The sequence below is a fragment of the Sphingopyxis sp. H115 genome, assembly GCF_001468465.1.
GTDB lineage: Bacteria > Pseudomonadota > Alphaproteobacteria > Sphingomonadales > Sphingomonadaceae > Sphingopyxis.
This window is the reverse complement of record NZ_LNSA01000039.1, coordinates 1-25,961: the sequence shown is the minus strand read 5'-3', so window position 1 is coordinate 25,961 and position 25,961 is coordinate 1. Positions and strand designations below refer to the sequence as shown.

The following is a 25,961-nucleotide window of genomic DNA, read 5'->3' as shown; positions in this document are numbered from 1 at the left end:
ATGACTCGGCGTCATATTCTTCCCTCTCATCCCCGCTCGCATCGAGCGGGATTGGATGGTCCCGAACGGGGAGAAGGGAAAGAAAGAGCAAAAAGCGGCGGCCGGACCGGGCGAACCCGCCCCGGCCGCTAGCGGGAGGAAACTTATTTCAGCTCGGCGCCGTTCAGCGCGGTCATGTTCTTGCCGTTCGCCGCCGCGGCGTCGGCGATCGCCTTCGGCGACACGATCAGCCCCTTGGCGTTCAGATAGCCGCCATCGGCCGCGCCCTTCAGGAACTCGGCGACATATTCGGCGAGGCCAGGGACGACGCCGACATGCGCCTTCTTCACATAGATGAACAGCGGGCGCGAACCGGGGTAGCTGCCGTCGGCGATCGCGGCGTAAGTGGGCGCGACACCCTGCACCGGCACCGCCTTGATCTTGTCCTTGTTGGCATCGAGGTAGCTGAAGCCAAAGATGCCGAGGCTGGTCGGGTTCTTGTCGAGCTTCGAGATGATGAGGTTATCATTCTCGCCCTGCTCGACATAATAAGGCGCGCCGCGCAGCGTGGTGCAGGTCGCCTCATGCTTGTCCTTGTCGCTGTCCTTCAGCGCCTTCATCTCGGGATTGGCGTCGCAGCCCTTGCCGAGGATCAGTTCCTTGAACGCATCATAGGTGCCGCTGGTCGACGGCGGGCCAAAGACCGAGATCGCGACCGCGGGAAGCGCGGGGTTCACGTCTTTCCACGTCTTCGCGGTGTTCGGCTTGCCATAGGGGTTGGCAGCCAGAGCCTTATAGACATCTTCTTCGCTGAGCTTGAAGCCCGGACCGCGCTGCGCTTCACCCAGCGCGATGCCGTCGATGCCGACCTGGATTTCGACGATCTCCTTGACGCCGTTCGCGGCGCAGGTGTCGAATTCCTTTTTCTTGATACGGCGCGATGCGTTCGCGATGTCGGGGGTGTCGCCGCCGACGCCGGCGCAGAAGCGTTCGAAGCCGCCGCCGGTGCCCGTGCTGTCGATCTTCGGCGTCTTGTTGCCCGTCGCTTCGGCGAACTTCTCGCCGACCGCGGTGGCAAAGGGATAGACGGTCGAGGAACCGACCGCGCTGATAAAATCGCGCGCGCCGCCGCCCGAAGACGCCTGATCCTGGCACGCGGAAAGCGCCAGCGCGCAAGTGGCGGCGCCAGCGATGAGGGCGAATTTCTGCAGCATGGGGTATCCTGTCGGGGGTCGTTACCGAACCAAGCCGCCACCCCCGCGACGACTCGCTGGGTGCGCAATGGGGGTTTTGTGTGACGTGTTTGTGACAGGGAGTGTCATGGAAGTGTCATGGATTGGCGAGATGGCGCGCTTAATAGATAAGCCTAGGCGGGGTCTCCTGTTCCCATCCGTTTTATATTTTCCGCAGAAGGAATCCTGAATACAGTTCGAGTAAGGTCAAGAAGAACTGAAAGATTGAAAAAAATTATTCCGATAGCAAGGGAGTTGGCAACTGCTCTATTGTAATCGGGACTAGGAAGTAGTGGCTTGACTATCACTATGACACCAGCTGCCCCGAAAAGTACTATCAATGAATAAGCGGATCTCTTCAATGAGGACCTTGTACGCAAAAAAGGTTTTCCTGTTTGATCTTCGATCTTATTTAATTCGAAATGAACGCTGGCAGCAGATGCCAGCGTGACCGCAACGATAAAGCCCAGCGTGCCGAGAAGCTCGTGGTTTACGAAATTAGCTAGGAACTTATTCCGATCATTCAAAAGGTGCGGTTCGACGAAACTAATTGTCAGTAGCACCGTCATCAGTGCGATTAAGATCATCCAAGGTAGGATTTTTGCCACGGCTAAGGATAGTCCTCTTCAATCCAGCGAAGTATTTCAACATCGCATCAGCGCCGGCTTTGACTGCCGGAATTTTAGATATCAGAGGCTGTTTTGTCGAGCGGAAAGGTGTGCCGTCCATTGCCCTTGCTGACAAAGTTCCCGCGCCCCTTTCAGCATAATCGACCCCTTCGCGAACCTTTTGATTATCAGTCGAAACACCATGCTCCGAGCGGAAGCCAACTCGAACCCGTTCCGCGCCGGTTGTTCTTCCCGTATCCCTTAAATCGGCATCTAGGTCAGATTCGGTGCTCCACATATTTGGTACAACAAAATCGAAATCGATCTTTTTCATCACATTGTCGTGTCGATTGGCGAAAGCCCAAAATCGCGAAGCATCGAACAAGGGCTCAATCTCGATTTGATACGGCGCTTCCTGCAGCATGTTTATGTGCTTTACTAGCGACTTGATGAGGCTGCTGGGCTTGCCGACGACGTCATTCTCAACCGCAACTCTCTGGCCCTCGTCATGGTGCGTAGGGTCCACAACAACATAGGCGCCCTGCCATTCTTCCTTAGTAATTTCGCCACCTCCCTCGTCAGGGGATTGGTGCAATTCATGTACCCGGGTCCGCTGAATGAGGCCCACGATGCATTCATCGGCATCACCCTGCGGTACCCAATGAAGTGTCATTCCGGCGAAATGGCCGAATTCAAATGGAATTTTAAGAGCATGCCTAAGCCATTCTTCTCTAGTGTCCTGCGTGCGCATCATGATTGATGTTTGCGCAATAGGAATTAAACTAAAGTGGAAAAGAGTAAATTTTCTTTCTGGCACTTTGCTCTCCCTCGAAAGAAGAATTGATGCTAAATATATGCTTTGTCAACTGTACGTGTCACGAGTTTCAGCATGGCTTGGCCTTCGTAGATTGTGGCAACCCAAGATACAGTAATTCTCACTTCTGCCGACACTGTGACTCAAACAATCTATGATCCTCATCACCGGCCACATCATCCTGACCCCCGAGCATCGCGAGTGCATGATCGCGCTCGGTGCCGAGCATAGCGCGCGGTCGCGTTCCGAACCGGGGTGTCTGGCGCACAATTGCCATATCGATGTCGAAAACCCCGACCGGCTGATGTTCGTCGAGGAGTGGGAGAGCGTCGAGGCCGTGCGCGCGCATTTCGCGCTGCCCGCATCGCGCGCCTTCGTGGCGGAGATGCGCGCGCTCTCGCCGCAGCCGCCCGCGATCCGCATCTATGCCGTCGAGGATATCACCGCAAAGCTGATGGGGTAGGGCCGTCTTTCGAAATCCGTTCGTGTCGAGCCCTTCGACTGCCTTGGCAGGCGCTCAGGATGAACTTCGGCCTTTAGCCGAAGTCGAGACACCCATCCTTCGTGTACGCGGCTTGGGCATCTCGACTTCGCTCGATGCGAACGGAATTTACATGCTTCGTCACCCCGGACTTGATCCGGGGGCCACTTGCGACAGGCCGGATGGATCCCGGATCAAGTCCGCGATGACGAGGCTGCGGAACAAGCCCTCCCCAAACCTTCGCGGCAAGCGGGAGGGGCTTATTTGAGCAGCGGCGCCAGATATTGCCCGGTGAAGCTGCGCTTTTCCTTCACCACTTGTTCGGGCGTCCCCGCCGCGACGATCTCGCCGCCCTTGACCCCGCCCTCGGGGCCGAGGTCGAGGATATAGTCGGCGGTCTTGATGACATCGAGGTTATGCTCGATCACCACGACGCTGTTGCCCTGATCGACCAGCGCCTGCAGCACTTCGAGCAATTTTCGCACATCCTCGAAATGCAGCCCGGTGGTCGGCTCGTCGAGGATATAGAGCGTCTGCCCGGTCGAGCGGCGCGAGAGTTCCTTGGCGAGCTTCACCCGCTGCGCCTCGCCCCCCGACAGCGTCGTCGCCTGCTGTCCGACCTTGATATAGCCCAGCCCGACGCGCACGAGCATCGCCATCTTGTCGCGGATCGCGGGGACCGCCTTGAAAAACTCCGCCGCATCCTCGACCGTCATGTCGAGCACGTCGGCGATGCTCATCCCCTTGAACTTCACCTCGAGCGTTTCGCGGTTGTAGCGTTTGCCGTGGCACGTCTCGCACGTCACATAGACGTCGGGCAGGAAGTGCATCTCGATCTTGATCAGCCCGTCGCCGGTGCACGTCTCGCACCGCCCGCCCTTGACGTTGAAGCTGAAACGCCCGGGCTTGTACCCGCGCGCCTGCGCCTCGGGCAGCCCCGCGAACCAGTCGCGGATCACCGTGAAGGCGCCGGTATAGGTGGCGGGGTTCGACCGCGGGGTGCGGCCGATCGGCGACTGGTCGATGTCGATCACCTTGTCGCAATGTTCGAGGCCGGAGAGGCTGTCGTGCGGCCCCGCGACCAGGCGCGCGCCGTTGAGCACGCGCGCCGCGCTGGCATAGAGCGTGTCGATGATCAGGCTCGACTTGCCGCTGCCCGACAGGCCGGTGACGCAGGTGAAGGTGCCGAGCGGGATCTTGGCGGTGACATTGTTGAGATTGTTCGCGCGCGCGCCCTTCAGCACCAGGTCGAAGCCGTTGCCGGGGCGGCGGTGCGCGGGCACCTCGATCTTCTTCGCGCCGGTCAGGTATGCCGCGGTCAGGCTCTTCTTGTTCGCGAGCACCTGTTTCAGCGTGCCTTGCGCGACGATCTCGCCGCCGTGGACCCCCGCGCCGGGGCCCATGTCGACGACATAGTCGGCGTGGCGGATCGCATCCTCGTCATGCTCGACGACGATCACCGTGTTGCCAAGGTCGCGCAGCCGCTTCAGCGTCGCGAGCAGTCGGTCGTTGTCGCGCTGGTGCAGGCCGATGCTCGGTTCGTCGAGGACGTAGAGCACGCCCGACAGGCCGCTGCCGATCTGGCTCGCGAGGCGGATACGCTGGCTCTCGCCGCCGCTCAGCGTGCCGCTGGTGCGGTTGAGGTTGAGGTAGTCGAGCCCGACATTGTTGAGGAAGCCGAGCCGTTCGTTGATTTCTTTCAGGATCGCCTTTGCGATCTGCCGCTGCGTGTCGTTCAGCTTTTCGTCGAGCGTGCTGAACCAGTGGAGCGCATCGGCGACGCTGCGCTGCGCCGACATGCTGATATCCTCGCCCGCGATCTTGACCGCGAGCGGTTCGGGGCGCAGCCGCGCGCCGTGGCACGTCTCGCACGGCTGCGCGGTCTGGTATTTTCCCAGCTCCTCGCGCATCCACGCGCTCTCGGTCTGCAACATCCGGCGATTGAGGTTGCCGATGACACCTTCGAACGCCTTGTGCGTCGTATAGGTGCGCTTGCCGTCCTTGAAGGTCAGCTCGACCGGCATCCCGCCGGTGCCGTAGAGGATGATCTGCTGCACCGCGCCGGGCAGGTCCTGCCACGGCGTGTCGAGCCCGAAGTCATAGGCTTTGCCCAGGCTTTCAAGCACTTGCATATAGTAAGGCGAGGGCGGATTCGATTTCGCCCACGGCACGACCGCCCCCTTCTTCAGGCTCAGCGCATGGTTGGGGACGACGAGTTCGGGGTCGAATTCGAGCCGCTCGCCGAGGCCGTCGCACGCCGGACACGCACCCTGCGGCGCGTTGAAGCTGAACAATCGCGGCTCGATCTCGGCGATCGTGAAGCCGCTGATAGGGCAGGCGAATTTCTCGGAGAAGATCAGGCGGTTCGCGGGGATGCCGGCGCCCTTCATCGCGCCGCCCGTATCTTCCTCCTCGCGTCCCGGCACCGGGCCGTCGGCGAGGTCGACATAGGCGAGCCCTTCGGCGAGCTTCAGCGCGGTCTCGAAACTGTCGGCGAGGCGCGTTTCCAGGCCCTCGCGCACTGCGACGCGGTCGACGACCACCTCGATGTCATGCTTGTATTTCTTGTCGAGCGTGGGCGCCTCGCCGATCTCGTAAAATTCGCCGTCGATGCGGACGCGCGTGAAGCCGTCCTTCTGCCACTGCGCGAGTTCCTTCTTATACTCGCCCTTGCGGCCTCGAACGACGGGGGCGAGCAGATAGGCGCGCGTACCCTCGGGCAATTCCATCACCCGGTCGACCATCTGGCTGACCGTCTGCGCACTGATCGGCTCGCCCGTCGCGGGCGAATAGGGGATGCCAACGCGCGCCCATAGCAGGCGCATATAGTCGTAGATCTCGGTCACCGTCGCGACGGTCGAGCGCGGGTTCCGGCTCGTCGTCTTCTGCTCGATGCTGATCGCGGGCGACAGGCCGTCGATATGCTCGACGTCCGGCTTCTGCATCATTTCGAGGAACTGGCGCGCGTAAGCCGACAGGCTCTCGACATAGCGCCGCTGCCCCTCGGCATAGATGGTGTCGAACGCGAGCGACGATTTGCCGCTGCCCGACAGGCCGGTGATGACGATCAGCGCGTCGCGCGGCAGGTCGACGTCGACGCCCTTGAGATTATGCTCGCGCGCGCCGCGAACTTTAATGTGGGTCAGCATTGGGAACGCCCATGCCGACGGGAAATATGGGTGAGACTCATGGGAGGGGTATGTTCCAGATTTGTTCTTAGGGCGCAAGGGGCCTTCGACCGAGCATCATGCGGTAAATAGGAAGCGAAGGGAGCGGGTGCAACGGAGCCCTTTCCACCAACCTCCCAAAGCCTTCGACCAATGCCGGGCCGGTCGCTTGACCGTCCGGCGCGGCAGCCGGACAAGGGTAGGCATCACCCCGGCGCCGGTGGAGCGCCGCCGGGGCCGTAGGAGACTGGGGAATGACGAAATATCTGGGCGCGGCTGCGGGCCTCGCGATCGTGGCGACGTTGATGGCATCGCCGGCTTTGGCGCGCGAAAATGTGCCTGCGGCCTATGTTGCGGGGACAGCGGAAGGCGCGGATGGCATGGATGAGGGATCGCTGAAAGCCCTGACGTTCGGCGAATGGGGCGTCGATCTGGGCGCCCGCGATACCTCGGTGAAACCGGGCGACGATTTTGACAAATATGCCAATGGCGGCTGGTTCGCGCGCACCGAAATTCCGTCCGATCAGGCCTCGGCAGGGGTCGATTACGACGTCTATAACCTGACCCAGCGCCAGTTGCGCGCGCTCGTGGCGGGCGCGCCGGCGACGAGCCAGGTGGGCGGCCTGTACCAGAGCTTCATGGACGAGGCGCGGGTCGAGGCCTTGGGCGCGACGCCGCTGATGGCCGATATCGATGCCGTCGCCAAGATCGCGGACAAGAGCGCCATGGCGCAATTCATGGGCGGAACGCAGGGGACCTTCGGGGCGACGATCGTCGGCGGCGGACCCTATGCCGATACCGCCGATCCGACGGTCAATGTCCTCTGGCTGGGACAGGGCGGGCTCGGCCTACCCGAGCGCGACTATTATCTGAATGACAGTTTCAAGCCGCAGCGCGACGCCTATCGCGCCTATATCGCGCGAACCATGAAGATGATCGGGAACGCCGCGCCAGAAAAGGCGGCCGATGCGATTATGGCATTCGAGACCGAGATCGCGAAGGTCAGCTGGGCGATCGCCGACCGCCGCGATATCGGCAAGATCAACAATCCGATGTCGTCGGAAGAACTCGCGGCTTATGCGCCGGGGCTTGACTGGAGCGCCTGGTTCGCCGGCGCGGGAATCGCGCCGCAAAAGCGCATAATCGTCAACGAAAATACCGCGATCCGCGACATCGCGGCGCTCTATGCGAAAACGCCGCTCGACACGATCAAGCTTTGGCAGCAATTCCATGTCGCCAATAATGCGGCGCCCTATTTGCCAAAAGCCTTCGTCGACAGCCGCTTCGAATATACCAAGGCGCTGAGCGGGGTGGGCGAACTCCGCCCGCGGTGGAAACGCGGGCTGACGTTGGTCGACGGCAGCCTTGGCGAGTTGGTCGGCGAAACCTATTCGAAACAATATTTCCCGGCGAGTGCAAAGACCAAGATGGAAGCGCTGGTCGCCAATTTGAAGCTGGCGATGGGCGATCGCATTCGCGCCAACAGTTGGATGGCGCCGGCGACCAAGGAAGCGGCGTTGGCGAAGCTCGCGAAGATGGACGTCATGGTCGGCTATCCCGACAAATGGCGCGACTATTCGGGGCTCAGGATCGACCCCGCCGACCTGTACGGCAATGTGAAGCGCAGCGCGGCCTTCGAATATGCCTATTCGCTGTCGGACTTGAACAAGCCCGTCGATCGCAAGAAATGGTCGATGAACCCTCAGGAGGTGAACGCCTATAATGGCGGGCTCGAGAACAAGATCGTGTTCCCGGCGGGTATCCTGCAAGCGCCCTATTTCAGCGAGGGTGTCGACGACGCAGTGAACTATGGCGCGATCGGTGCCGTTATTGGCCACGAGATCACCCACGGCTTCGACGATCAGGGGCGCAAAATTGATGCTGAGGGCGCGGTACGCGACTGGTGGACGCCCGAGGATGCCGCCCGTTTTGATGCGCAGGCAAAGGCGTTCGGGGCGCAATATGCGACCTATGAAGCCGCCCCAGGCGCCTTCATCAACCCCGACCTGACGATGGGCGAGAATATCGCCGACCTTGCGGGGCTGGAGGTCGCTTACGACGCCTACCACCGCTCGCTGGGGGGCAAGGAGGCGCCAGTGATCGACGGGCTGACCGGCGACCAACGCTTCTTCCTCGCCTTCGCGCAGGCCTGGCGCGACAAGGCGCGCGAGGATTCGATCAAGCAGCAGGTGGCGAGCGATCCGCACAGTCCCGCGCGCTGGCGCATTATCGGGCCTGTGCGGAACGTCGATGCGTGGTACAAGGCGTTCGGCGTCGAAGCGGGCGCCAGATATTATCTGACGCCCGAAGCGCGGACGAAAATCTGGTAGTCCTGAGACCCCTTTCTCAGGATTGGGCGGGGGCGGCCTCGTGCCGTCCCCGTACCGCCATCACCGCCAGCGACAAGGCGGCGCCGAGGATAACGAACAGCGCAGGGAAACCGCCAAGGACCGACATCATGCGGATGCCGTCGATCCCCGCCGCCGCGACGAGAACGGTAGCGACGAGCCCGACCACGGTCCCCCAGACGATCTTGACGGCGAGCGGGGCTTCCGGCGTCTCGGGCGAAATGCCATTTGTGGACAGCGCGCTCATCGCCGAGACATTGCTGTCGGCCGCAGTAACGTAAGAGAGGAAGATCGCGCCGATCAGCAGCACCAGTACCGGGCTGCCACCGCCGAGCTGACTGAACAGTCGGTAGAGCAGGGGATCGGGGCCGACGCTGGTGAGGACGGCATAAAGACTACCCCCAGACTGCTGGTCGAGCGCAATCGTGGTGCCGGCGATAACGATCATCCAGATCGTGCCAAACAAGGCCGGGAGGAGGAGGTTGAACAAGATGAAGGCGCGCACCGAATAGCCGACCGCGAGCCGACCAAGGAACAATGCGGTCACGGGCGCCCATGCAAACCAGTTGCCCCAGTTGAAAATCGTCCATTGCCGGTGCCAATCGGGATCGACATCGGCCCCGACGCTGCGCGGCAGGAAGGTGTCGACATAATCGCCCAGGCCGGAAAGCCCCAGCGTCGGGAGGCGTCCGGTGGCCGGGTTGGCGACAAGCACGAACAGCAGGATGGCAAAGAACAGCCAGATATTCAGGAGCGAGAGGCGGGTGATACCGCGCCGGAGGCCGAGGGCGGCCGAAACGACGAAAGTCGCCACGATCGCGAGGGCGATCGCCCAGCGCAACGGTGCGCCGCCGGAGAGACCGCTCAGCCCCTCGATACCTCCGGCCAGCGCGAGAACGCCTGCACCGAGCGACGCGGCCATTCCGGCGACGAGCGCGTAGAGGCAGACGATATCGATCCCCGTCCCGACGGGGCCATGCGCGCGTTGGCCGATCAGCGGGACGAACAGCGACGACAGACTGAACGGTTCGCGGAGGTTGTAATAGACGAGCGCGAAGGCGAGCCCCGCGACGGTGTAGATGGCATAGGGCGTGAGCGTCCAGTGCAGGAACATTGTCGACATGGCGAAGGTCGCGGCGGCGTCGCTGCCGGGTTCGAGCCCGAGCATCGCGGGCGGATCGTTGAGATGGAACAGCGGTTCGGCGGCGCCCCAGAACAGGATCCCGGTCGCGATCGTCGTGCATAGCGTCACCGCGAACCATCGCCAGCGGGTCAGTATCGGAATAGCCTGCGGTCCGCCGATGATGTGCCCGCCGAGCGGCGACAGCGCGATGCCAGCGAGCAGCGCGAGGAAAGCGATCCCCGCCCAGGCGAAGAGCGGCGAAAAGCTGCGCAGGATCCAGTCGTTGATCGCCGTTTCGAACGCGAGGAACGCGCTTCCCTGCCAAAGGCTGAGGAGTACGGCGGCCATAAGGACCACGAGCGGCGTGAAGAAGACGGGGCGGTTGAGCGGATATTTTCGGGATGCTGGCAATAGATCGGCCGATCGGAGAGGATAAGACGGTACAGCATGGCGGTTGCCCCGGACGAGGTCAAATCATGACCGGGAACGGGATATGGGGCGGCGCGTTGGACCGGCACCATGGTTGATTGACGGAGAACTTCGATGACGAGGACGATATTCGCGGCCGTCGCCGCCTGCGCGCTGCTGACGAACGGACAGGCCGCGGCCTTCCAGCAGCCCACCGACACCGCGGCCGTTGAGGCGGCGCCCGCGGACAAGAAGCTGCCGGACGGGACGACGGCGGAAGAGCGGGCCAATACCGCGCGCTTGAACGCGGCGCAGGCGTCGCAAGCCAAGGCCGAAACGACCACCTATGAACAGGAAGTGTCGGCGGCGAAGCAGCAGGTCGCGCACGACCAGGCCGTGTTTGCCGAGGAAACCGCAGCCTATGAGGCTGAAAAAGCGCGGGTCGCCGCCATGTCGGCGGAGGAACGGTTGAAATGGGAGGCGGATGTTGCCGCTTGCAAGGCAGGCGACACGACGCGCTGCGCCCAGCCCGCAACGCCGCCGCGCTAAAATTCTGCCGGCTGCGGCAGCGATGTTTCGCCGGATGGCGAGGCGTCTGGGCTCGCCGAAAGGCCGTCGTCCTGCATTTCCTCCCACGCGGGCGGGTTGGGATCGGGAAAGCGGCCGCCATAGCGATAGCCGTCGTCGATATCGGCAGGAGCCGGTGGATCGACTTCGACCGCGCCAAGTTCGCGGAACTCGGCGCTCATGCGGGAGTCACGACTTCCTCGCAAAGGCAGGCCTGCGCCATAGCTGTCGGTACAATCGACGCAGGACGGTGCGCCTTCGCCTTGCGCCACCACCGCGTCGGGGTTGGCGCTGAGGCGCGAAAAGGGGGCGATGTCGCCCGAAGAGGTGGCAACCCTTTGACCTGCGGCGAATTCGCCCAGTACCAAGCCGGCGCCGACCCCCGCAAGTAGCAGTAGTGGCCACAGGATCAGCCGGGCAGCGCCGCCGTTGCGACTCGCGGCGGAATGTTTGCGCCTTGCCATGCCGCATCATGGTCGCGGCAGGGCGGTGGTTGCAAGTGCGCCGATCCGCAACGCCACTCGGCCATTCGTCGATCCGTCAGCGCCTTTCGTCTCTCAATCGAGCGGTTGTTCGCCCCGATCGATCCAAATTGGATTCTCGTGACGTCCAGTGGGTATTCCAACGATGCGGGATATCGGAGCGATGGTCTCCCCGGTCCATGGGTCCGGTATCCCGCATCCCTTGTAAGAGAGGACTCCCCCATGGCGAAATTTTCTTTCATCCTGATCGCGGCGCCGCTGGCCGCCATCGGTACCATCGCACCCGCCGCTGCGTCGGCAGCGGGCGAAGACAAGCAGAGCGTGACCGTCCGCTACGACGATCTCAACCTAGCCAGCGAGCGCGGACGCGACCGGTTGACCGGTCGGGTCAAGATGGCGATCCGGCAGGTCTGTGATTCAAATAGCCGCCGCACGCTTGCGGAGCGCGCCGATACGCGGCGCTGCGAGGTCCAAGCCCGCCGCGAAGCCGACACGCGGCTCGCGAGCCTGTTCAACGGCAGTCACGCGCGCCTGGCCGATCGCGGCCCGCTGGTCGTCTCGGCTCCCTGACGGCGCGCGCCTTGTTCGGCTCCCAAAGGCGGTCATGCCCCGGCGTGGCCGCCTTTATCCGTTCAGGCGTGCATGATCGCCTTGACGTCATGCAGATAGGTGCGGCCGATGCGATGCACGCCGCCTTCGCCCAGATCGACGCTCCACGCGCCGTCGCCATGATGTTTCAGGCCGACGATGCCGTCGCGGCGGACCATTTTCGACCGGTGGATGCGCATGAACTGGTCGGGATTCATCCGCGCTTCCAATGATTTGATCGTCTGATGGATCAGCCAGCTGCGCGCGCCGACGTGCAGGCGCATATAGTCGCGCTCTGCTTCGATCAGATCGACCTGCGCGGCGTCGATACGAAGCATCTCGCCGCGATTCTGCACCCAGAATTCGCCGATCCATTTGCTCTTCTGTTTCGTTTGTCCGCGATCGGCTGCGCGCCATTCGCGCACGCGCGCGAGAGCGCGGCCGAGCCGTTCGGGCGATACGGGTTTGAGCAGATAGTCGACCGCGGCGACATCGAATGCGGCGACGGCATAACGGTCGAATGCGGTGACGAAGATGACTGCCGGCGGGTTTTGGAGCGATTCAATCGCCGCGGCAACGTCCAGCCCATTGAGATCGGGCATCGCAATGTCGCATAGGACGAGGTCGGGGGCGAGCGCATCGACCATGCGCAGTGCCGAAGCGCCGTCGCTTGCGGTACCGACGAGCGAAATTCCTTCTTGCTGGCCGGTCAGAATCTGGAGCCGTTCGATTGCCAGCGGTTCGTCATCGACGATCAGGGTGCGAAGTGTCTGGATCATGAAAGGTCAGCAAGCCTCCTTTGCCAGTGGGAGCCAGAGCGAGACGACAAAGCCGCCGCCGTCGTCCGACTTGCCCCATTCGCAGCCCGCCGCGGGACCGTAGCGAGTGAGCAGACGTTCGCGGACATTGCCAAGGCCGAGACCTGTTCCCGACGCCGGGGCGGGCGCCTTTGGATCGATGTCGTTTTCGATCCGCAGCACCAGCAGGCCATGCTCGGCGCTGGCTGCGAGACGGATAGCGATCTTCCCCTTGCTGGGCGACACGCCATATTTGATCGCATTTTCGATGATCGGTTGCAGGATCAGCACGGGCACGCACGCGTTCTTCAGTTCGCCTGGCATCGTTACTTCGACTTGCAGCCGGTCGGGAAATCGCGTCTGCTCGATATCGAGATAGAGGCGCTGGAGCGCGATTTCCTCGTCGAGGCTGACCAATTGTTCGGGATCGATCGCAAGGCTGGAGCGCAGGAAGGAGGACAGGTTCATGATCATCGTCTCGGCCTCGCTCTTCGACCCCTTCAGGACCAACGTCGACAGCGAGTTGAGCGTGTTGAAGAGGAAATGCGGATTGACCTGATAATGGAGCGCGCGGAGCTGCGCGGTCTGCGCCTCCATCCGGAAATGATTGGCGCGCCGTTCGACCGCGCGCATTTCATTGGCATAGCCGAAGGCAACATAAAGCGCGGCCCAGACGGCAAAAAAGAAGTACCAACGGATCGAACTATCGAGGATCAGCATCGTCTCCCACGCGACGGGAAACTTCGACTGCATCTCTTCGATGATCTTCGCGGTGTCGGGAGCCGGAAACCAGTAGTAGAACACCGTCAGATTGATCGCGGCGTAGAGGACCACGAGCGGCACCGCCGCGCCTAGCGCAGCCGCGAGCCGGGCGCCGAAACTCTGCGGTTGGGCGCGTTGAAGGAGCTGATAGAGGACGAAGGTGCACAATATGCCCGCGACGACGACGATCCCGCGGCGCTGAGCATAGGACCATTGATCGGGCGCTCCCGTCAGCATCGCGAGGCCGGTGGTGATCAGGAAATAGATCAGCCACATCGCGATGATCGACCCGATCGCGACGCGCGGATTGACGCGCGCATCGGATGCGCGCCAGTCGGGCGCCGCAGCCAGCATTTTTGCACGCTGGTCGCGCAGCGCATCTTTGCGGTTCGTTCCATTCATCGGCGCTGCTTTAGCGCCAAATCCGGCGTCATGGCTAGCGGGCACCGGGCCGCCAGTCGAAGCGGCGCGCGCCTTGGTCGAAAGCCGCTGGCCGGTCAGCGCGCCGGCTACGGCAGCGTGCTGCGCCAGTTGCCGCGCCGGTAGATCGCCCAAGCCATCGCCAGCGACGCGAGCGAGGAGAGGGGGAAGCTCCACCAGAGGATGTCGCTGCCGACCGCGGGGTAGCCGAAATGGTAGATGCCGAGGCGGATCGGGAACATCGAAAGGAACAGGATAACGAGGGGCGGCACGACCGAGCCGTTGGCGCGCAGCGTGCTGATCAGTACGATCGTCGTGCCGAAGGGCAGGAAGGTCCAGGTTGCGATCAGCTGGATATTGCGCGCGACCTCGATCGCTTCGCTGCCCGTGCCGAGGAAGAGCGCGAGCGCGGCGCGATCGAAGGCGAGGAGCAGCAGGATGAGCACGCCGGTCATCGCAAGGTTGATCGCGATCCCGCTGTTCGTCACCGCCGATACCCGGTCCCAGCGGTTCGCGCCGATATTCTGGGCGGCCATCGAGCTGACCGCGGCGCCGACCGCGAGCGCGGGCATCTGAATATAGTTCCACAGCTGGAGCGTGGCGCCATAGGCCGCCGAGGTGACTAGCCCTTCGCGGTTGACGAGCCCGATCATCACCAGTCCGGCGCCCGAGATGACGAGCATCTGCGCCCCCATCGGCAGCCCGCGTCCGACGATGAAGCGCAGTTCCGACCATTTGGGAACAAGATAGGCAAGTTCGCGGCCGCGCAGGCGGAGGACGTGGTCCTTCGCATAGAACCAGCCGATCATGCCCATGAGACTGATCAGCCCGGCGAGCGCCGTAGCGAGCGCGCTGCCGGCGATGCCGAGGCGCGGTAAGGGGCCGAGGCCGAGGATCAGCACCGGATTGAACGCGATGTCGAGCACGACTGCAAGGATCATGAAACGAAGCGGCGTCACCGCATCGCCGGCGCCGCGCGAGGCCATCATCAGCGTCACCGAGAGCATCGAAGCGGGAACCGCAAGGAATGTGACGCGGAGATAGTCGTGCGCGAGCGCAAAGGCCTCGGGCGGGGTTTTTAGCCAGTGCAAAATTCGGTCGGAGGCGAACCAGCCGAGAATCGCGATCACGACCGAAAAGGCCAGCGCAAGACCGATAACGCCGCCTGTTGCGCGGCGCGCCGCGTCGATGTCGCTGCGGCCCATTGCCTGGCCGATCAGCACCGTCGCCGCCATGCCGAAGCCGAAAAAGGCCCCGAACATAAGGAACATGATGATGTTGGCATTGGCGGTCGCGGCGAGCGCGCTTTCGCCGAGGAATTGCCCTACCCAGATCGAGTTTACCGAGCCCGACAGCGTCTGGAGGACGTTCGACGCGAGCGTTGGCAGTGCAAAAAGAATGAGCGTTTTGGTGATCGGCCCTTGCGTCAGATCCATCCGTCCGCCGCCGCGCGCGGTCTGCCGCGGCGGCACGGGATTTGCGGCGGGGTCGGCAGCGGCCGCGACCGGCGTCGGAGTGACGGGGCTCTCGCCGTCGGTCACCCCAAGCGCGCCAGCGCGGCGGTCAGGCGATCGGCTTCGGCTTCCTTCGCGGCATGGTCGGCGCGCGCCTTTTCCACCGCTTCGGGCTTGGCGCGCTCGACGAACGACGGGTTGCCCAAGCGCCCGGCGAGGCTGTCGCGTTCCTTCGTCGCCGCGGCGAGTGCCTTGGTCAGGCGGTCGCGTTCGGCGGCGATGTCGATCACGCCTTCGAGCGGGATAGTGATCGTCTCACCCTCGACCACGAGTTGCGCCGACGCGCCCGCGGGCGCCGGATCGAAGCTGATTGCTTCGAGCCGCGCGAGCCGGTCGAGCTGCGCCGCGAGCTTATCGGTCCGGGCCTTGAGCGACGCCGGGAAATGTGCGGTCAGGCGCGCGCCCGGCGGCAGGCCGAGTTCGGCCTTGGCGGTGCGCAGCTCGCTGACCAGTTTGATCAGCCAGTCGATGTCGGCGCTGGCGTCGGCGTCGCGCACGGCGTCCGGCGCGGGCCATTTGGCGGTAATCAGTGGATAGTTGGTGCGGTCGCCAAGCTCTGTCCAAAGCTCTTCGGTGATGAAGGGCATGAAGGGGTGGAGCATGACAAGGATCTGATCGAGCACCCATCCCGCAACGGCTTTGGTCTCGTCGTCGATGCTGCCCTTGATCAGCTCGAGATACCAGTCGCAGAAACGGTCCCACGCAAAGCTGTAGATCGCGTTCGCGGCCTCGTCGAAGCGATACGCGGCGAACGCCGTTTCCATCGCGGCAATGGTGTCGGCCACCTCGCCGATGATCCAGCGGTTGACCGGCAACGTCGCGAGCGGGGCTTCGAAGCTGGTCGAGGCCGAAATGCCATTGGCTTCGCAGAAGCGCGCGGCGTTCCACAGTTTGGTCGCGAAGTTGCGATAGCCCGCGAGGCGTGCGTCATCCATCTTGATGTCGCGGCCTTGGCTTTCCATTGCGCTCATGAAGAAGCGCAGCGCGTCGGCGCCATATTGGTCGATCAACCCAAGCGGATCGACGACATTGCCCTTCGACTTCGACATCTTCGCGCCGTCGGGCGCGCGGACGAGACCGTGGAGGTAGAGCGTCTTCCACGGCACATCGCCCATGAACTCCATCCCCTGCATCGCCATGCGCGCATCCCAGAAGAACAGGATGTCGAAGCCAGAGATGAGGACGTCGTTGGGGTAGTGCCGCTTGAGCAGGTCGGTGTTTTCGGGCCAGCCGAGCGTCGCGAACGGCCACAGGGCCGATGAGAACCACGTGTCCAGGACGTCTTCGTCGCGCGTGAGAGTGACGCCTGCTCCAGCCTGTGCCTGCGCCTCCTCTTCGGTCTCGGCAACAAAGATGCTGCCGTCTTCGGCATACCACGCCGGGATCCGGTGACCCCACCAGAGCTGGCGCGAGACGCACCAGGGCTGGATATTCTCCATCCAGTTGAAGAAGGTCTTTTCCCACGTCTTGGGCACGATGTTGATCCGCCCGTCGCGCACCGCCGCCATCGGCGGCTGCGCCAGCGTTTCGGCGTCGACATACCATTGGTCGGTCAGCCACGGCTCGATCACCACGCCGCCGCGGTCGCCGAAGGGGGTCTGGATCGTGCGCGGCTCGGCGTCATGTTCGTTGCCGTCCTTGTCAACGTGCGGGATCAGGAAGCCATGCTCCTTCATCCGCGCGACGACAAGTTCTCGCGCGCCATCGATACCATCGTGCTTGAAGCGGTGGAGACCGAGATATTCGTCAGGCACGAGCCCGTCGGCGGTCTGAACGACGTTCGCATCGCCATCGAGCATGTTGAGCATCTCGGCGGGTTTGAAGCCCGCGCGCTTGCCGACCTCGAAGTCGTTGAAATCATGCCCGGGCGTGATCTTCACCGCGCCGCTGCCCAGTTCGGGATCGGCATGTTCGTCGGCGACGATCTTGAAACGGCGGCCGGTGATCGGCTGGAGGATGTCCTTGCCGATCACGCTCTTGTAACGCGCGTCGTCGGGATGCACCGCGACCGCCATGTCGGCGAGCATCGTTTCGGGGCGCGTCGTCGCGACCACGATATGATCGCGCCCATCGTCGAGTTTCACGCCGTCGGCGAGCGGATATTTGAAGTGCCAGAAGCCGCCCCGAATTTCGTGCGTCTCGACCTCGAGGTCGGAAATCGCGGTCTTGAGCTTGGGGTCCCAGTTCACAAGGCGCTTGTCGCGGTAGATCAGCCCCTTTTTGTGGAGATCGACGAACACTTTGACGACCGCGCGGGTGAAATGCGGGTCCATCGTGAACTGCTCGCGGGACCAGTCCATCGAGCAGCCGAGGCGGCGGAGCTGTCCGGTGATCTGGCCGCCGCTTTCGGCCTTCCACTGCCACACCTTGTCGATGAAATCTTCGCGGCTGTAATTGGTGCGCTTGTCCTGGCTCGCCTCCAGCTGGCGTTCGACCACCATCTGCGTCGCGATGCCGGCATGGTCCATGCCGACGACCCACAACGCATCCTTGCCTCGCAATCGCTCATAACGGACCAGGACATCCTGCAACGTGTTGTCGAGCGCGTGGCCGATATGCAGCGCGCCGGTGACGTTCGGCGGCGGGTTGACGATCGTGAAGGGCTCTGCATCGGGGCGCGCGGGGCGATAGAGCCCACGGCTTTCCCATTCGCGGGACCATTTCGCCTCGATAGCGGCGGGATCGAAGGTTTTTTCCATCGGCATAGCCCGGCGCCTTTGCCAGCCGGGGCACGAGGCGGCAAGGGGGAACGAACCACTCCTCGTCATGCCGGACTCGATCCGGCATCCATTCCTGCGGCGACAAGAATGGACCCCGGATCAAGTCCGGGGTGACGATGTAGGGAGAGAAGGGGGTCTATTTCTTCAGATGCTCACCGAGCCAATTGAACACCGTCTGGTGCCACTGGACGCTGTTCGCGCCCTTCAGCACCCAGTGATTCTCGTCAGGGAAGACCAGCAGCTGCGACGGGACATTGCGGCGCTGGAGCGCGGTGAAGGCGGCAAGACCCTGACTGTAGGGGATGCGGAAATCCTTTTCGCCGGTGATGACCAGCATTGGGGTCTTCCACTTCGCGACATGGTTCACGGGGTTCCATTTTTCGGGGTCGGTGCGTTCCCACCACGGCCCGCCATGATCCCATTCGTCGAACCACAGCTCCTCGGTCTCGAACGCCATTGCGCGCAGATCGAACACGCCGTCGTGCTGGACGAGGCATTTGAAGCCGTCGGTCCACTGGCCCGCAATCCAGTTCATCATGTAGCCGCCATAGGAGGCGCCGAGCGCGCAGGCGTTCGAAAGGTCGAGCTGCGCATCCTGCTTGCCCGCAGCGGCAAAGCCGAGCTTCAGGTCTTCGAGCGGTTTGCCGCCCCAATCCTTGTTGATGCTGTCGGTGAAGGCCTGCCCATAACCCGTTGATCCGTGGAAATCGACGGTGACGACGCCATAGCCTTGCTGCGCGAAGAGGCGCGGGTTCCAGCGCGTCGACCAGCTGTTGCCGAAACTGCCCTGCGGGCCGCCATGGACGATGAAGGCGACCGGCAGCTTTTCCGTGCTGTTCGCAGGCTTCAGGATCATGCCCCACACCTTGTCGCCGTTTGCCCCGGCGAACTGGATCTTTTCGAGCTTCACGGGATCGAATTCGGCCAAGGTCGCAGCGTTGACGTCGGTGAGCTGGCTGACCTTACCCATGGCATCGCGAACGAACAGGTCGGTCGGCGCAAGCGCGCTGTTGCGCGAATAGAGGAGGGCGCCGCCGGGCAGTGGCGTGACGTCGCCGATATTGCCTTCGAACGCTTCGGGCGAGGCTTTCAGCCGCTCGACCTTGCCCGTGGTGGCATCGACGCGGAACACCGGATGTTCGAGCGTGTCCTGCGCGGTGACGTAGAGCGACTTGCCGTCGGGCGCCCAGGCGATCGAGCCGACCGAGCGATCCCACGCGTCGGTGAGTTTCCTCGTCTCGCCGCTTTCCAAGTTGCGCAGCATCAGCACCAGCCGGTCGGCCTCATAACCCGGGCGCGCCATTGCGGCATAGGCGAGCCACTTGCCGTCGGGCGAGGGGGTGGGCAGCGTATCGGTCGCCTGATTGTCCTGCGTCAGATTGACCGGCATCGTCCGGCTGTCGACGAGCCAGCTGTAGATGTCGAGGTTGGTCGACATCGGCTCGTTGCGGTCGGCCTTGCGCAGGGTGAAAAAAACGGTGCGGCCGTCGGCGCCCCATGCGAGTTCCTCGCCGCCGCCGAAGGGCTTGGAGGGCGTATCGCCGATCAGCCCGGCGTCGGCGGGGCGTGCGGCGGTCGCCTTGCCGTCCGCAAGGTTGAAGACGAACGGGCGGCTGTAGGTGCCGGGGGTTTCCCAATGATCCCAATGGCGCACGAAGCCCGCGCCATCCTTGTACAGCCGGCCGCTGCCGGGGCCGACGAGTGCGCCCTTGTCCTTCGCGTCGCAGCCGAAGTCGGTGCATTCCTTGGGAATGTCGCCCCACGCAAGCAGCTTGGTCGCGTCTGGCGAAATCTTGAATCCGGCGACATCGGCGTCGGTATCGGTGACCTGTGTCGCGGCGCCGCCCACCTTCGGGTCGATGCGCCAGACCTGATCCTTGCCCGACGCGTCGGAGAGGAAATAGAGGAAACCGTCCTTGTCAAAGGCAGGCGAGCTTTCATTCTTTCCCGCGGTGTCGGCGATGGCGGTCGGCTTCGCGCCCTTTGCGTTACGATCGACCAGCCACAGCCCGGTCGAACGCTTGTACGTATCCGCCTCGGTCTCGGTCATCTGGAATACCACCCAGCGTCCGTCGGGCGATGCGGTCGGCGCGGCGACGCGTTTCAAGGTCGCAAGATCGACCTCGGTCATCGGGCGGGCCATGGCGGGGGCGGAAAGGGCGGCGGCAAGCGCGATGGCGCTGGTGAGAATATGGTTTCGCATGAAAGCGGTTTAGCGATGCGTGGCGAGCGTTCAAGCATGAACGCGCCCCAAATGCGGCTTCGCGGACATCAACTAATTTTCGCTGGCGGACCAAATGGAAAAGCCCCATCGCGCCGGCCAAGGAACAAGAAGGAAACCGATGGTCCGCATCCTATCGCATACAGGCCGCCTATTCGTACCGTTGCTGGCGGGCGCGAGCCTGCGCGACCGTGCGATTGCCAGCGTCGGCGCGTTGGTCGGAATCGGCTTTGTCGGGCTGGTCTGCGCCGCGTTGTTCCCGTCATCGATGCCATGGATCGTCGCGCCGATGGGGGCGTCGGCGGTGCTGCTGTTCGCCGTGCCCGCGAGCCCGTTGGCGCAGCCCTGGTCGATTGCCGGCGGCAATGTCGTTTCGGCAATCGTCGGCGTGATCGTGGCGTGGATATTTCCCGATCCGGCGATTGCCGCTGCGGTCGCGGTTTCCCTCGCGATCCTGACGATGTCGCTGCTACGCTGCCTGCATCCTCCCGGCGGCGCGGCGGCGCTGAGCGCGGTGCTTGGCGGCTATGCGCTGTTTTCGGCGCATATGATCGATTTCCTGATCGTCGTGGCGGCCAATTCGCTGTTGATGGTCGCGATCGGCTGGGTGTTTCACCGCTTTTCGGGGCACAGCTACCCGCACCGCGCGAAGCCGGTGGAAGGCAGGGTCTTGCCGCCCGCGTCGGCTTCGGGGCTGCTGATGGGCGATATCGACGCCGCACTCGACGACCTTGGCGAAACCTTCGATATCAGCCGCGAGGATCTCGCGCTGCTGCTCGAGCGTGCCGAGGTGCATGCGGCGACGCGGGAGAGGAATTAGCGAACGAGCACGCCGCCTTTCATCACATGGTCGATCTCTTCGAGCACAGTGATGTCGGCGAGCGGATCGGCCTTCACCGCGACAAAATCGGCGTAGCGACCGGGAAGGATCGCGCCGACGTCGCCGCGGCCCATCTCTTCGGAGGCACGTCCGGTGGCCGACTGGATCGCCTGCATCGGCGTCATCCCATATTTGACCATGTTGCGGAACTGGCGGGCGTTGAGACCGTGCGGATAAACGCCGGCGTCGGTGGCATAGCCGATATTGACGCCAAGCTCGACCGCGCGGCGGAAGGCGGCGCGCTGCGCGTCGGTCGTCTCGCGGTTCTTGCGCAGATATTCCTCGGGCCAGCCCTCTTTCGTACCGACCTCGTCGATGTAAGTGCCGTTATAGATATCCATCGCGAGCCAGGTGCCGCGTTTTTTGGCGAGTTGCAGCGCCTCCTCGTCGGCGAGGCTGGCGTGCTCGATGCTGTCGACCCCGGCGCGGATCGCATTCTTGATCCCCTCGGCGCCGTGCGCGTGCGCGGTGACCTTTTTGCCGCGGGCATGGGCGACCTGAACCACCGCGCGCAGCTGATCCTCGGTGAGTTCGGGCGCACCGGGCTCGGTGCCGATCGCGAGCACCGCGCCGGTGGCGATCGTTTTAATGAAATCGGCGCCCTGGTCGAGGAGAAAGGCTGTTTTCTCAGCAGCTTCCTTTGGCGTCGCGGCAACGCCGAGCCGCATGTCGGGCGGCAATTGCTCGTTCGGAACAACGCCGTTCAGCTCGCCGCCGCCCTTCGGGATAGTGATATAGGCGCCCGCGACCCACATACGCGGTCCCGGCACGTCGCCGCGGTCGATCGCATTGCGCAGCGTGACGTCGGTCAGCCCGCGATAGGTGCCGACGTCACGGACGCTGGTAAATCCGGCCTCGAGCGTCACGCGCGCGTTGCGCGCGCCGACGAGCGCGGTTTCGGCGGGCGACGCCTTGATCGGCGCCGCAAGGTCGGCGCTCTGGCCGAGGTCGGCGAGGTGGGTGTGGAGGTCGATCAGGCCCGGCAGGACGGTGAAGGCCGACCAGTCGAGCCGCTTTGCGCCATCGGGCGTGGGCCCGCACGGACCGACCGCCGCAATGCGCTCGGCCTCGACGGTGATGCACTGGCCGGTGCGCACCTCGTTCGCGACGCCGTCGATCAGCCGACCTGCCTCGATATAAAGGCTTTCGGCCGACGCCGGCGATGCCGCCAAAAGCGATGCCGCGAGCGCGGCGCTCAGATGGCGGTATCGAATGCGTTGCACTGGCGCGGATCCCCCGTTTGCAGGCCGCGGCGCAGCCAGGTCATGCGTTGTTCGCTCGTCCCGTGGGTGAAGCTTTCGGGCACCGGGCGCTGGCCCGCCGAGCGCATCAGCGTGTCGTCGCCGATCGCATTGGCGGCGCGCATCGCTTCTTCCATATCGCCCGGCTCCATCACCGGCTGGCCCGCGCTGTTGCGCGCGCGTGCCGCCCATACGCCGGCGTAGCAATCGGCCTGCAGCTCCATGCGAACCTGCAACTGATTGCCCTCGGCCTGCGAAGCGCGCGCCTGCGCCCGGCGGACCTGATCCGAAATGCCGCTGATCGTCTGGATATGGTGGCCGACCTCGTGCGCGACGACATAGGCCTGCGCGGCGTCGCCGGCGGCGCCGAAACGCTGTTCGAGTTCGCGAAAGAAGCTGGTATCCAAGTAGATACCCTGATCGGCGGGGCAATAAAATGGACCCATCGCGGCCTGCGCTGCGCCGCAATCCGACTCATTCCGCTCGGTGAAGAAGTTGAGCGTCGGTTGCTCATAACCGCTGATAAGATTTCCCCACACCTGATGCGTCGATCCGAAGACATTGCACGCGAAGCGCTCGGCTTCGGTATCGCAGGCGACGCCTTTCGGGGCGCCGCGGCTATCGGCCATCGGATCGCTCGTGCCGCCGCCCATGCTCAACATGTTGGCGCCCGGGCCGAGCACGAAAAAAGCGACCGCGCCGAGCAGCAGGATCGTTCCGCAACCCATCTTGCGGCCGAGCAGCATCGGCAGGAAGCCGATCAGCAGTCCGCCAAGGCCGCCGCCACCGCCGCCGCCGAACCCGCCGCCGCTGCGGCCCAGATCGCGAATATCGTCTCCGGGATCATAATCGTCGAGGCGCATCGGGCTTCTCCACCGGCAAATGGTCGTTTCGGCCCAAGTGTTACAGCAGCAACGGGCAATTGGAAGAGCCTTAGCGTCGGGCAAGCCATTGCAATGAAACGTGCTGCGGTGCACAAATCGTGCGTCCGCAACCGAAGGATCGCGAGTCCATGCCCCGCCGAGCCACCCGCGCCGCGCTACCACTTCCCGATCTCGTCGTGCTCGTCCTGCAGGGCGGCGGCGCGCTCGGGGCGTTTCAGGCCGGGGTTTACGAGGCGCTGATCGATCTCGGCATCGAGCTAGACTGGGTCGCCGGCATCTCGATCGGCGCAGTCAACGCCGCGATCATCGCAGGCAACGAGCGCGACCAGGCGGTCGGCAAGATGCGCGAATTCTGGGAGGGTGTCTCTTCGGCGCTGCCGTCGCTGCCGATCCCCGACAACGACTGGGCGCGCGAATGGTCGCATATGGCGGCTGCCGGGCAGGTGATGGCGTTCGGGGTGCCGGGCTTTTTCACTCCGCGCTTTCCGCCGCCCACCTTTGCCGAGCGGCAGACGCCCGAGGCGATCAGCTTTTACGACACCGCGCCGCTCGTCGAAACGCTGAACCGGCTGGTCGACTGGGACCGTGTGAACAACGGCAAGGTCCGCTTGTCGGTCGGCGCGGTCGCGGTCGAAACGGGCAATTTCCGTTATTTTGACACGACGACCGACGCCATAGATGCGCGGCATATATTGGCGTCGGGCGCCTTGCCGCCGGGCCTGCCGCCGGTTGAGATCGACGGGCATTGGTATTGGGACGGCGGGCTCGTTTCGAACACCCCGCTCGAGCATGTCGTCGCGGCGGCTCATGAGGATATGCTGGTATTTCAGGTCGACCTGTTTCCCGCGCGCGGGGCGCGGCCGCACGACATGGAAGAAGCTTGGTCGCGCGAGAAGGACATCCGCTATTCCAGCCGCACGCGGCGAATTTCGGACGGACTCGTCCGGCGCCGCAAAGAGCATAGGCTGATCGACCGGATGCTGGCGAAGCTGCCCGACGAATTTGCCGACATTCCCGAAGTGAAGGCGGTGCGGCGGATGGTCGATTGCAAGGCGCTAAATGTCGTGCAGCTAATCCACGAGCCGCCCGTCTGGCAGACCGGTGCGCGCGATTTCGAATTTTCGCGCTCGACGATGGAGGTCAACTGGGCGCTCGGTCGCGCTGCGGTCGAGGCCGCGATGAAGGATGGCCACCTGCTCGCCGAGAGCATCGCCGAAGGCCGGTCGGACAGTTTTGCCGTGCAATCGAATGCATTGCGACCAAAGGCCGAACCCGACGTTTCTTGATATACTCTCCCCCACTGAAAGGACCCCTATCATGCGCCTCAAAGGAAAGACCGCCCTCGTCACCGGATCAACGTCTGGAATCGGGCTCGGCATCGCAAAAGCCTTTGCCGCCGATGGCGCCGACATCATCATCAACGGCTTCGGCGAGGCGGAGGCGATCGAGGCGGAGCGCAAGGGACTGGAGACGATCAGCGGTGGAAGGGCCGCCTATGACGGCGCCGATCTGACGAAGCCCGAGCAGATCGAGGCGATGTTCCAGCGCGCCGACAAGGATTTCGGCGGCGTTGACATCCTCGTTAACAATGCGGGCATGCAGTTCGTATCGCCGGTCGAGGATTTTCCGCCCGAGAAATGGGACATGATCATCGCGCTCAACCTGACCGCAGCGTTCCATACGATCCGCCATGCGGTGCCCGGCATGCGCAAGAAGAAATGGGGGCGCATCATTGCGACCGCTTCGGCGCACTCGCTCGTAGCCTCGCCGTTCAAATCGGCCTATGTCACGGCGAAGCACGGCCTTGCGGGACTGACCAAGACCGTCGCGCTCGAGGTCGCCGAGGCCGGGATCACCGTCAATTGTATCAGCCCGGGCTATGTCTGGACGCCGCTTGTCGAAAACCAGATTCCCGACACGATGAAGGCGCGTGGGATGACGCGCGAGCAGGTGATCAACGACGTGCTGCTCGCGGGTCAGCCTACGAAACAGTTTGTCACCGTCGAGCAGGTCGCGGCGATTGCCTCCTTTCTCACGCGGGACGAAGCGGCGAACATCACCGGCGCGAACCTCAGCGTCGATGGCGGCTGGACCGCTGCCTGATCCGCTCCGCCCTTGAGCAATCTCCTTTGCACTCCTAAGGTTAACCAACAAGAGAGTGGGGAGACGCGGAGAATCATGGGTCGCACCATAGGGGTTTTGGCGGTTGCGCTGTGCGCTACCTTGGGCGCTTGCAAGACCGTACCGGCGATTCCGCCTTCGGCGGCCGACGTGCCGGCGGACGCAACGGGTACGTGGCGTGCGACGGCGACCGATGCCGACAAGGAACGCATCCGCGGCTGGTACCGCAGCTGGCAGGCAGCGCTGGCCGACGCACGCGCCAAGGGTTTCGGTGCGGATATCGATCATGAGGGTGTGCTGTTGCAACCGATGGCAGCGCTTCCCAATCCGCACCTGCCGGCGGGCGATTATCGCTGCCGCACCGTCAAGATCGGGACGCAGGGGCGCGGAACGCTGGGCTATGTCGGTTACAGCTGGTTCCGCTGCCGCGTCGCGCCCGAACAGGGATTGTCGAGCCTGACCAAGCTGACCGGCTCGCAGCGTCCCGTCGGGTTGATCTTTCCCGACAATCTGAAGCGGCAGGTTTTCCTCGGAACGCTCGAACTCGGTGACGAGAAGATCGCGGTCAATTACGGCAGCGACCGCTTGCGCGACATGGCGGGGC

At 63.5% G+C, this 25,961-nt stretch carries 21 protein-coding genes; 8 read left to right on the top strand and 13 right to left on the bottom strand.

Going from position 1 to position 25,961, the window contains the following annotated elements; translation table 11 throughout:
• Nucleotides 1-143: 143 nt before the first annotated feature.
• The 3 genes from ATE71_RS19480 to ATE71_RS19475 all read right to left on the bottom strand — a co-directional run bounded on the left by ATE71_RS19480 (nucleotide 144) and on the right by ATE71_RS19475 (nucleotide 2,636).
• Nucleotides 144-1,193 carry a substrate-binding domain-containing protein gene (locus ATE71_RS19480; protein WP_058805002.1) on the bottom strand — a complete coding sequence of 350 codons (1,050 nt, stop codon included), beginning with the start codon at nucleotides 1,191-1,193 and terminating at the stop codon, nucleotides 144-146.
• Between the two features lie 152 nt (nucleotides 1,194-1,345).
• Complete coding sequence (locus ATE71_RS22330; protein ID WP_152998859.1) at nucleotides 1,346-1,780, bottom strand: hypothetical protein; 435 nt, start codon at nucleotides 1,778-1,780, stop codon at nucleotides 1,346-1,348.
• Nucleotides 1,758-2,636, bottom strand: coding sequence for a hypothetical protein (locus ATE71_RS19475; protein ID WP_152998858.1), 879 nt, complete (start codon nucleotides 2,634-2,636; stop codon nucleotides 1,758-1,760). Before ATE71_RS19475 ends, ATE71_RS22330 begins: the two co-directional genes overlap by 23 nt.
• Nucleotides 2,637-2,787: 151 nt before the next feature.
• Between ATE71_RS19475 and ATE71_RS19470 the strand changes: the two genes are divergently transcribed.
• Nucleotides 2,788-3,096 (top strand): putative quinol monooxygenase, encoded by a 309-nt coding sequence (locus tag ATE71_RS19470; protein ID WP_058805000.1) that lies wholly within the window; start codon nucleotides 2,788-2,790, stop codon nucleotides 3,094-3,096.
• 278 nt (nucleotides 3,097-3,374) lie between these two features.
• On the opposite strand, the gene uvrA is transcribed toward ATE71_RS19470, so the two are convergent.
• On the bottom strand, nucleotides 3,375-6,263 hold the full coding sequence (gene uvrA / locus ATE71_RS19465) for an excinuclease ABC subunit UvrA (protein WP_058804999.1): 2,889 nt from the start codon (nucleotides 6,261-6,263) through the stop codon (nucleotides 3,375-3,377).
• A 272-nt stretch (nucleotides 6,264-6,535) separates the two neighbouring features.
• Between uvrA and ATE71_RS19460 the strand changes: the two genes are divergently transcribed.
• Nucleotides 6,536-8,611, top strand: a complete 2,076-nt coding sequence (locus ATE71_RS19460; RefSeq protein WP_058804998.1) for a M13 family metallopeptidase — start codon at nucleotides 6,536-6,538, stop codon at nucleotides 8,609-8,611.
• 16 nt (nucleotides 8,612-8,627) lie between these two features.
• On the opposite strand, the gene ATE71_RS19455 is transcribed toward ATE71_RS19460, so the two are convergent.
• Nucleotides 8,628-10,163 (bottom strand): BCCT family transporter, encoded by a 1,536-nt coding sequence (locus ATE71_RS19455; protein WP_058804997.1) that lies wholly within the window; start codon nucleotides 10,161-10,163, stop codon nucleotides 8,628-8,630.
• 132 nt (nucleotides 10,164-10,295) lie between these two features.
• On the opposite strand from ATE71_RS19455, the gene ATE71_RS19450 reads away from it, so the two are divergent.
• Entirely contained in the window at nucleotides 10,296-10,709 is a 414-nt protein-coding gene (locus ATE71_RS19450; protein WP_058804996.1) for a hypothetical protein, read from the top strand.
• Here ATE71_RS19450 and ATE71_RS22325 read toward each other — a convergent pair.
• Nucleotides 10,706-11,191: a hypothetical protein gene (locus tag ATE71_RS22325; protein ID WP_058804995.1), complete on the bottom strand. Its 486-nt coding sequence runs from the start codon at nucleotides 11,189-11,191 to the stop codon at nucleotides 10,706-10,708. The two genes, ATE71_RS19450 and ATE71_RS22325, sit on opposite strands and share 4 nt — an antisense overlap.
• Before the next feature lie 240 nt (nucleotides 11,192-11,431).
• Between ATE71_RS22325 and ATE71_RS22610 the strand changes: the two genes are divergently transcribed.
• Nucleotides 11,432-11,779 (top strand): UrcA family protein, encoded by a 348-nt coding sequence (locus ATE71_RS22610; RefSeq protein ID WP_058804994.1) that lies wholly within the window; start codon nucleotides 11,432-11,434, stop codon nucleotides 11,777-11,779.
• Between the two features lie 62 nt (nucleotides 11,780-11,841).
• Here the strand turns inward: ATE71_RS22610 and ATE71_RS19435 are convergent, their stop codons facing one another.
• The 5 genes from ATE71_RS19435 to ATE71_RS19415 form a co-directional block, all read right to left on the bottom strand.
• Nucleotides 11,842-12,576, bottom strand: coding sequence for a LytR/AlgR family response regulator transcription factor (locus ATE71_RS19435; RefSeq protein ID WP_058804993.1), 735 nt, complete (start codon nucleotides 12,574-12,576; stop codon nucleotides 11,842-11,844).
• Between the two features lie 6 nt (nucleotides 12,577-12,582).
• Entirely contained in the window at nucleotides 12,583-13,911 is a 1,329-nt protein-coding gene (locus ATE71_RS19430) for a sensor histidine kinase (RefSeq protein WP_235588085.1), read from the bottom strand.
• The gene (locus tag ATE71_RS19425) at nucleotides 13,866-15,212 is read right to left on the bottom strand and encodes an MATE family efflux transporter (protein WP_058805016.1); all 1,347 of its coding nucleotides are present in this window, start codon (nucleotides 15,210-15,212) and stop codon (nucleotides 13,866-13,868) included. The genes ATE71_RS19430 and ATE71_RS19425 overlap by 46 nt, the downstream gene beginning before the upstream one ends.
• 101 nt (nucleotides 15,213-15,313) lie before the next feature.
• Entirely contained in the window at nucleotides 15,314-17,995 is a 2,682-nt protein-coding gene (locus ATE71_RS19420) for a valine--tRNA ligase (RefSeq protein WP_058804992.1), read from the bottom strand.
• Between the two features lie 151 nt (nucleotides 17,996-18,146).
• Nucleotides 18,147-20,213 carry an alpha/beta hydrolase family protein gene (locus ATE71_RS19415; RefSeq protein WP_058804991.1) on the bottom strand — a complete coding sequence of 689 codons (2,067 nt, stop codon included), beginning with the start codon at nucleotides 20,211-20,213 and terminating at the stop codon, nucleotides 18,147-18,149.
• A 139-nt stretch (nucleotides 20,214-20,352) separates the two neighbouring features.
• Between ATE71_RS19415 and ATE71_RS19410 the strand changes: the two genes are divergently transcribed.
• The gene (locus ATE71_RS19410) at nucleotides 20,353-21,051 is read left to right on the top strand and encodes an HPP family protein (RefSeq protein WP_058804990.1); all 699 of its coding nucleotides are present in this window, start codon (nucleotides 20,353-20,355) and stop codon (nucleotides 21,049-21,051) included.
• On the opposite strand, the gene ATE71_RS19405 is transcribed toward ATE71_RS19410, so the two are convergent.
• Nucleotides 21,048-22,334, bottom strand: coding sequence for a metal-dependent hydrolase family protein (locus ATE71_RS19405; protein WP_201022991.1), 1,287 nt, complete (start codon nucleotides 22,332-22,334; stop codon nucleotides 21,048-21,050). The genes ATE71_RS19410 and ATE71_RS19405 overlap by 4 nt on opposite strands.
• Nucleotides 22,307-23,215 (bottom strand): neutral zinc metallopeptidase, encoded by a 909-nt coding sequence (locus ATE71_RS19400; RefSeq protein WP_058804989.1) that lies wholly within the window; start codon nucleotides 23,213-23,215, stop codon nucleotides 22,307-22,309. The genes ATE71_RS19405 and ATE71_RS19400 overlap by 28 nt, the downstream gene beginning before the upstream one ends.
• A gap of 149 nt (nucleotides 23,216-23,364) precedes the next feature.
• Between ATE71_RS19400 and ATE71_RS19395 the strand changes: the two genes are divergently transcribed.
• The 3 genes from ATE71_RS19395 to ATE71_RS19385 form a co-directional block, all read left to right on the top strand.
• Nucleotides 23,365-24,522, top strand: coding sequence for a patatin-like phospholipase family protein (locus ATE71_RS19395; protein WP_058804988.1), 1,158 nt, complete (start codon nucleotides 23,365-23,367; stop codon nucleotides 24,520-24,522).
• Nucleotides 24,523-24,553: 31 nt separating this feature from the next.
• Nucleotides 24,554-25,339 carry a 3-hydroxybutyrate dehydrogenase gene (locus ATE71_RS19390; protein ID WP_058804987.1) on the top strand — a complete coding sequence of 262 codons (786 nt, stop codon included), beginning with the start codon at nucleotides 24,554-24,556 and terminating at the stop codon, nucleotides 25,337-25,339.
• Nucleotides 25,340-25,414: 75 nt separating this feature from the next.
• A partial coding sequence (locus tag ATE71_RS19385) for a DUF4893 domain-containing protein (RefSeq protein WP_058805014.1) occupies nucleotides 25,415-25,961 on the top strand: 547 nt, incomplete at its 3' end.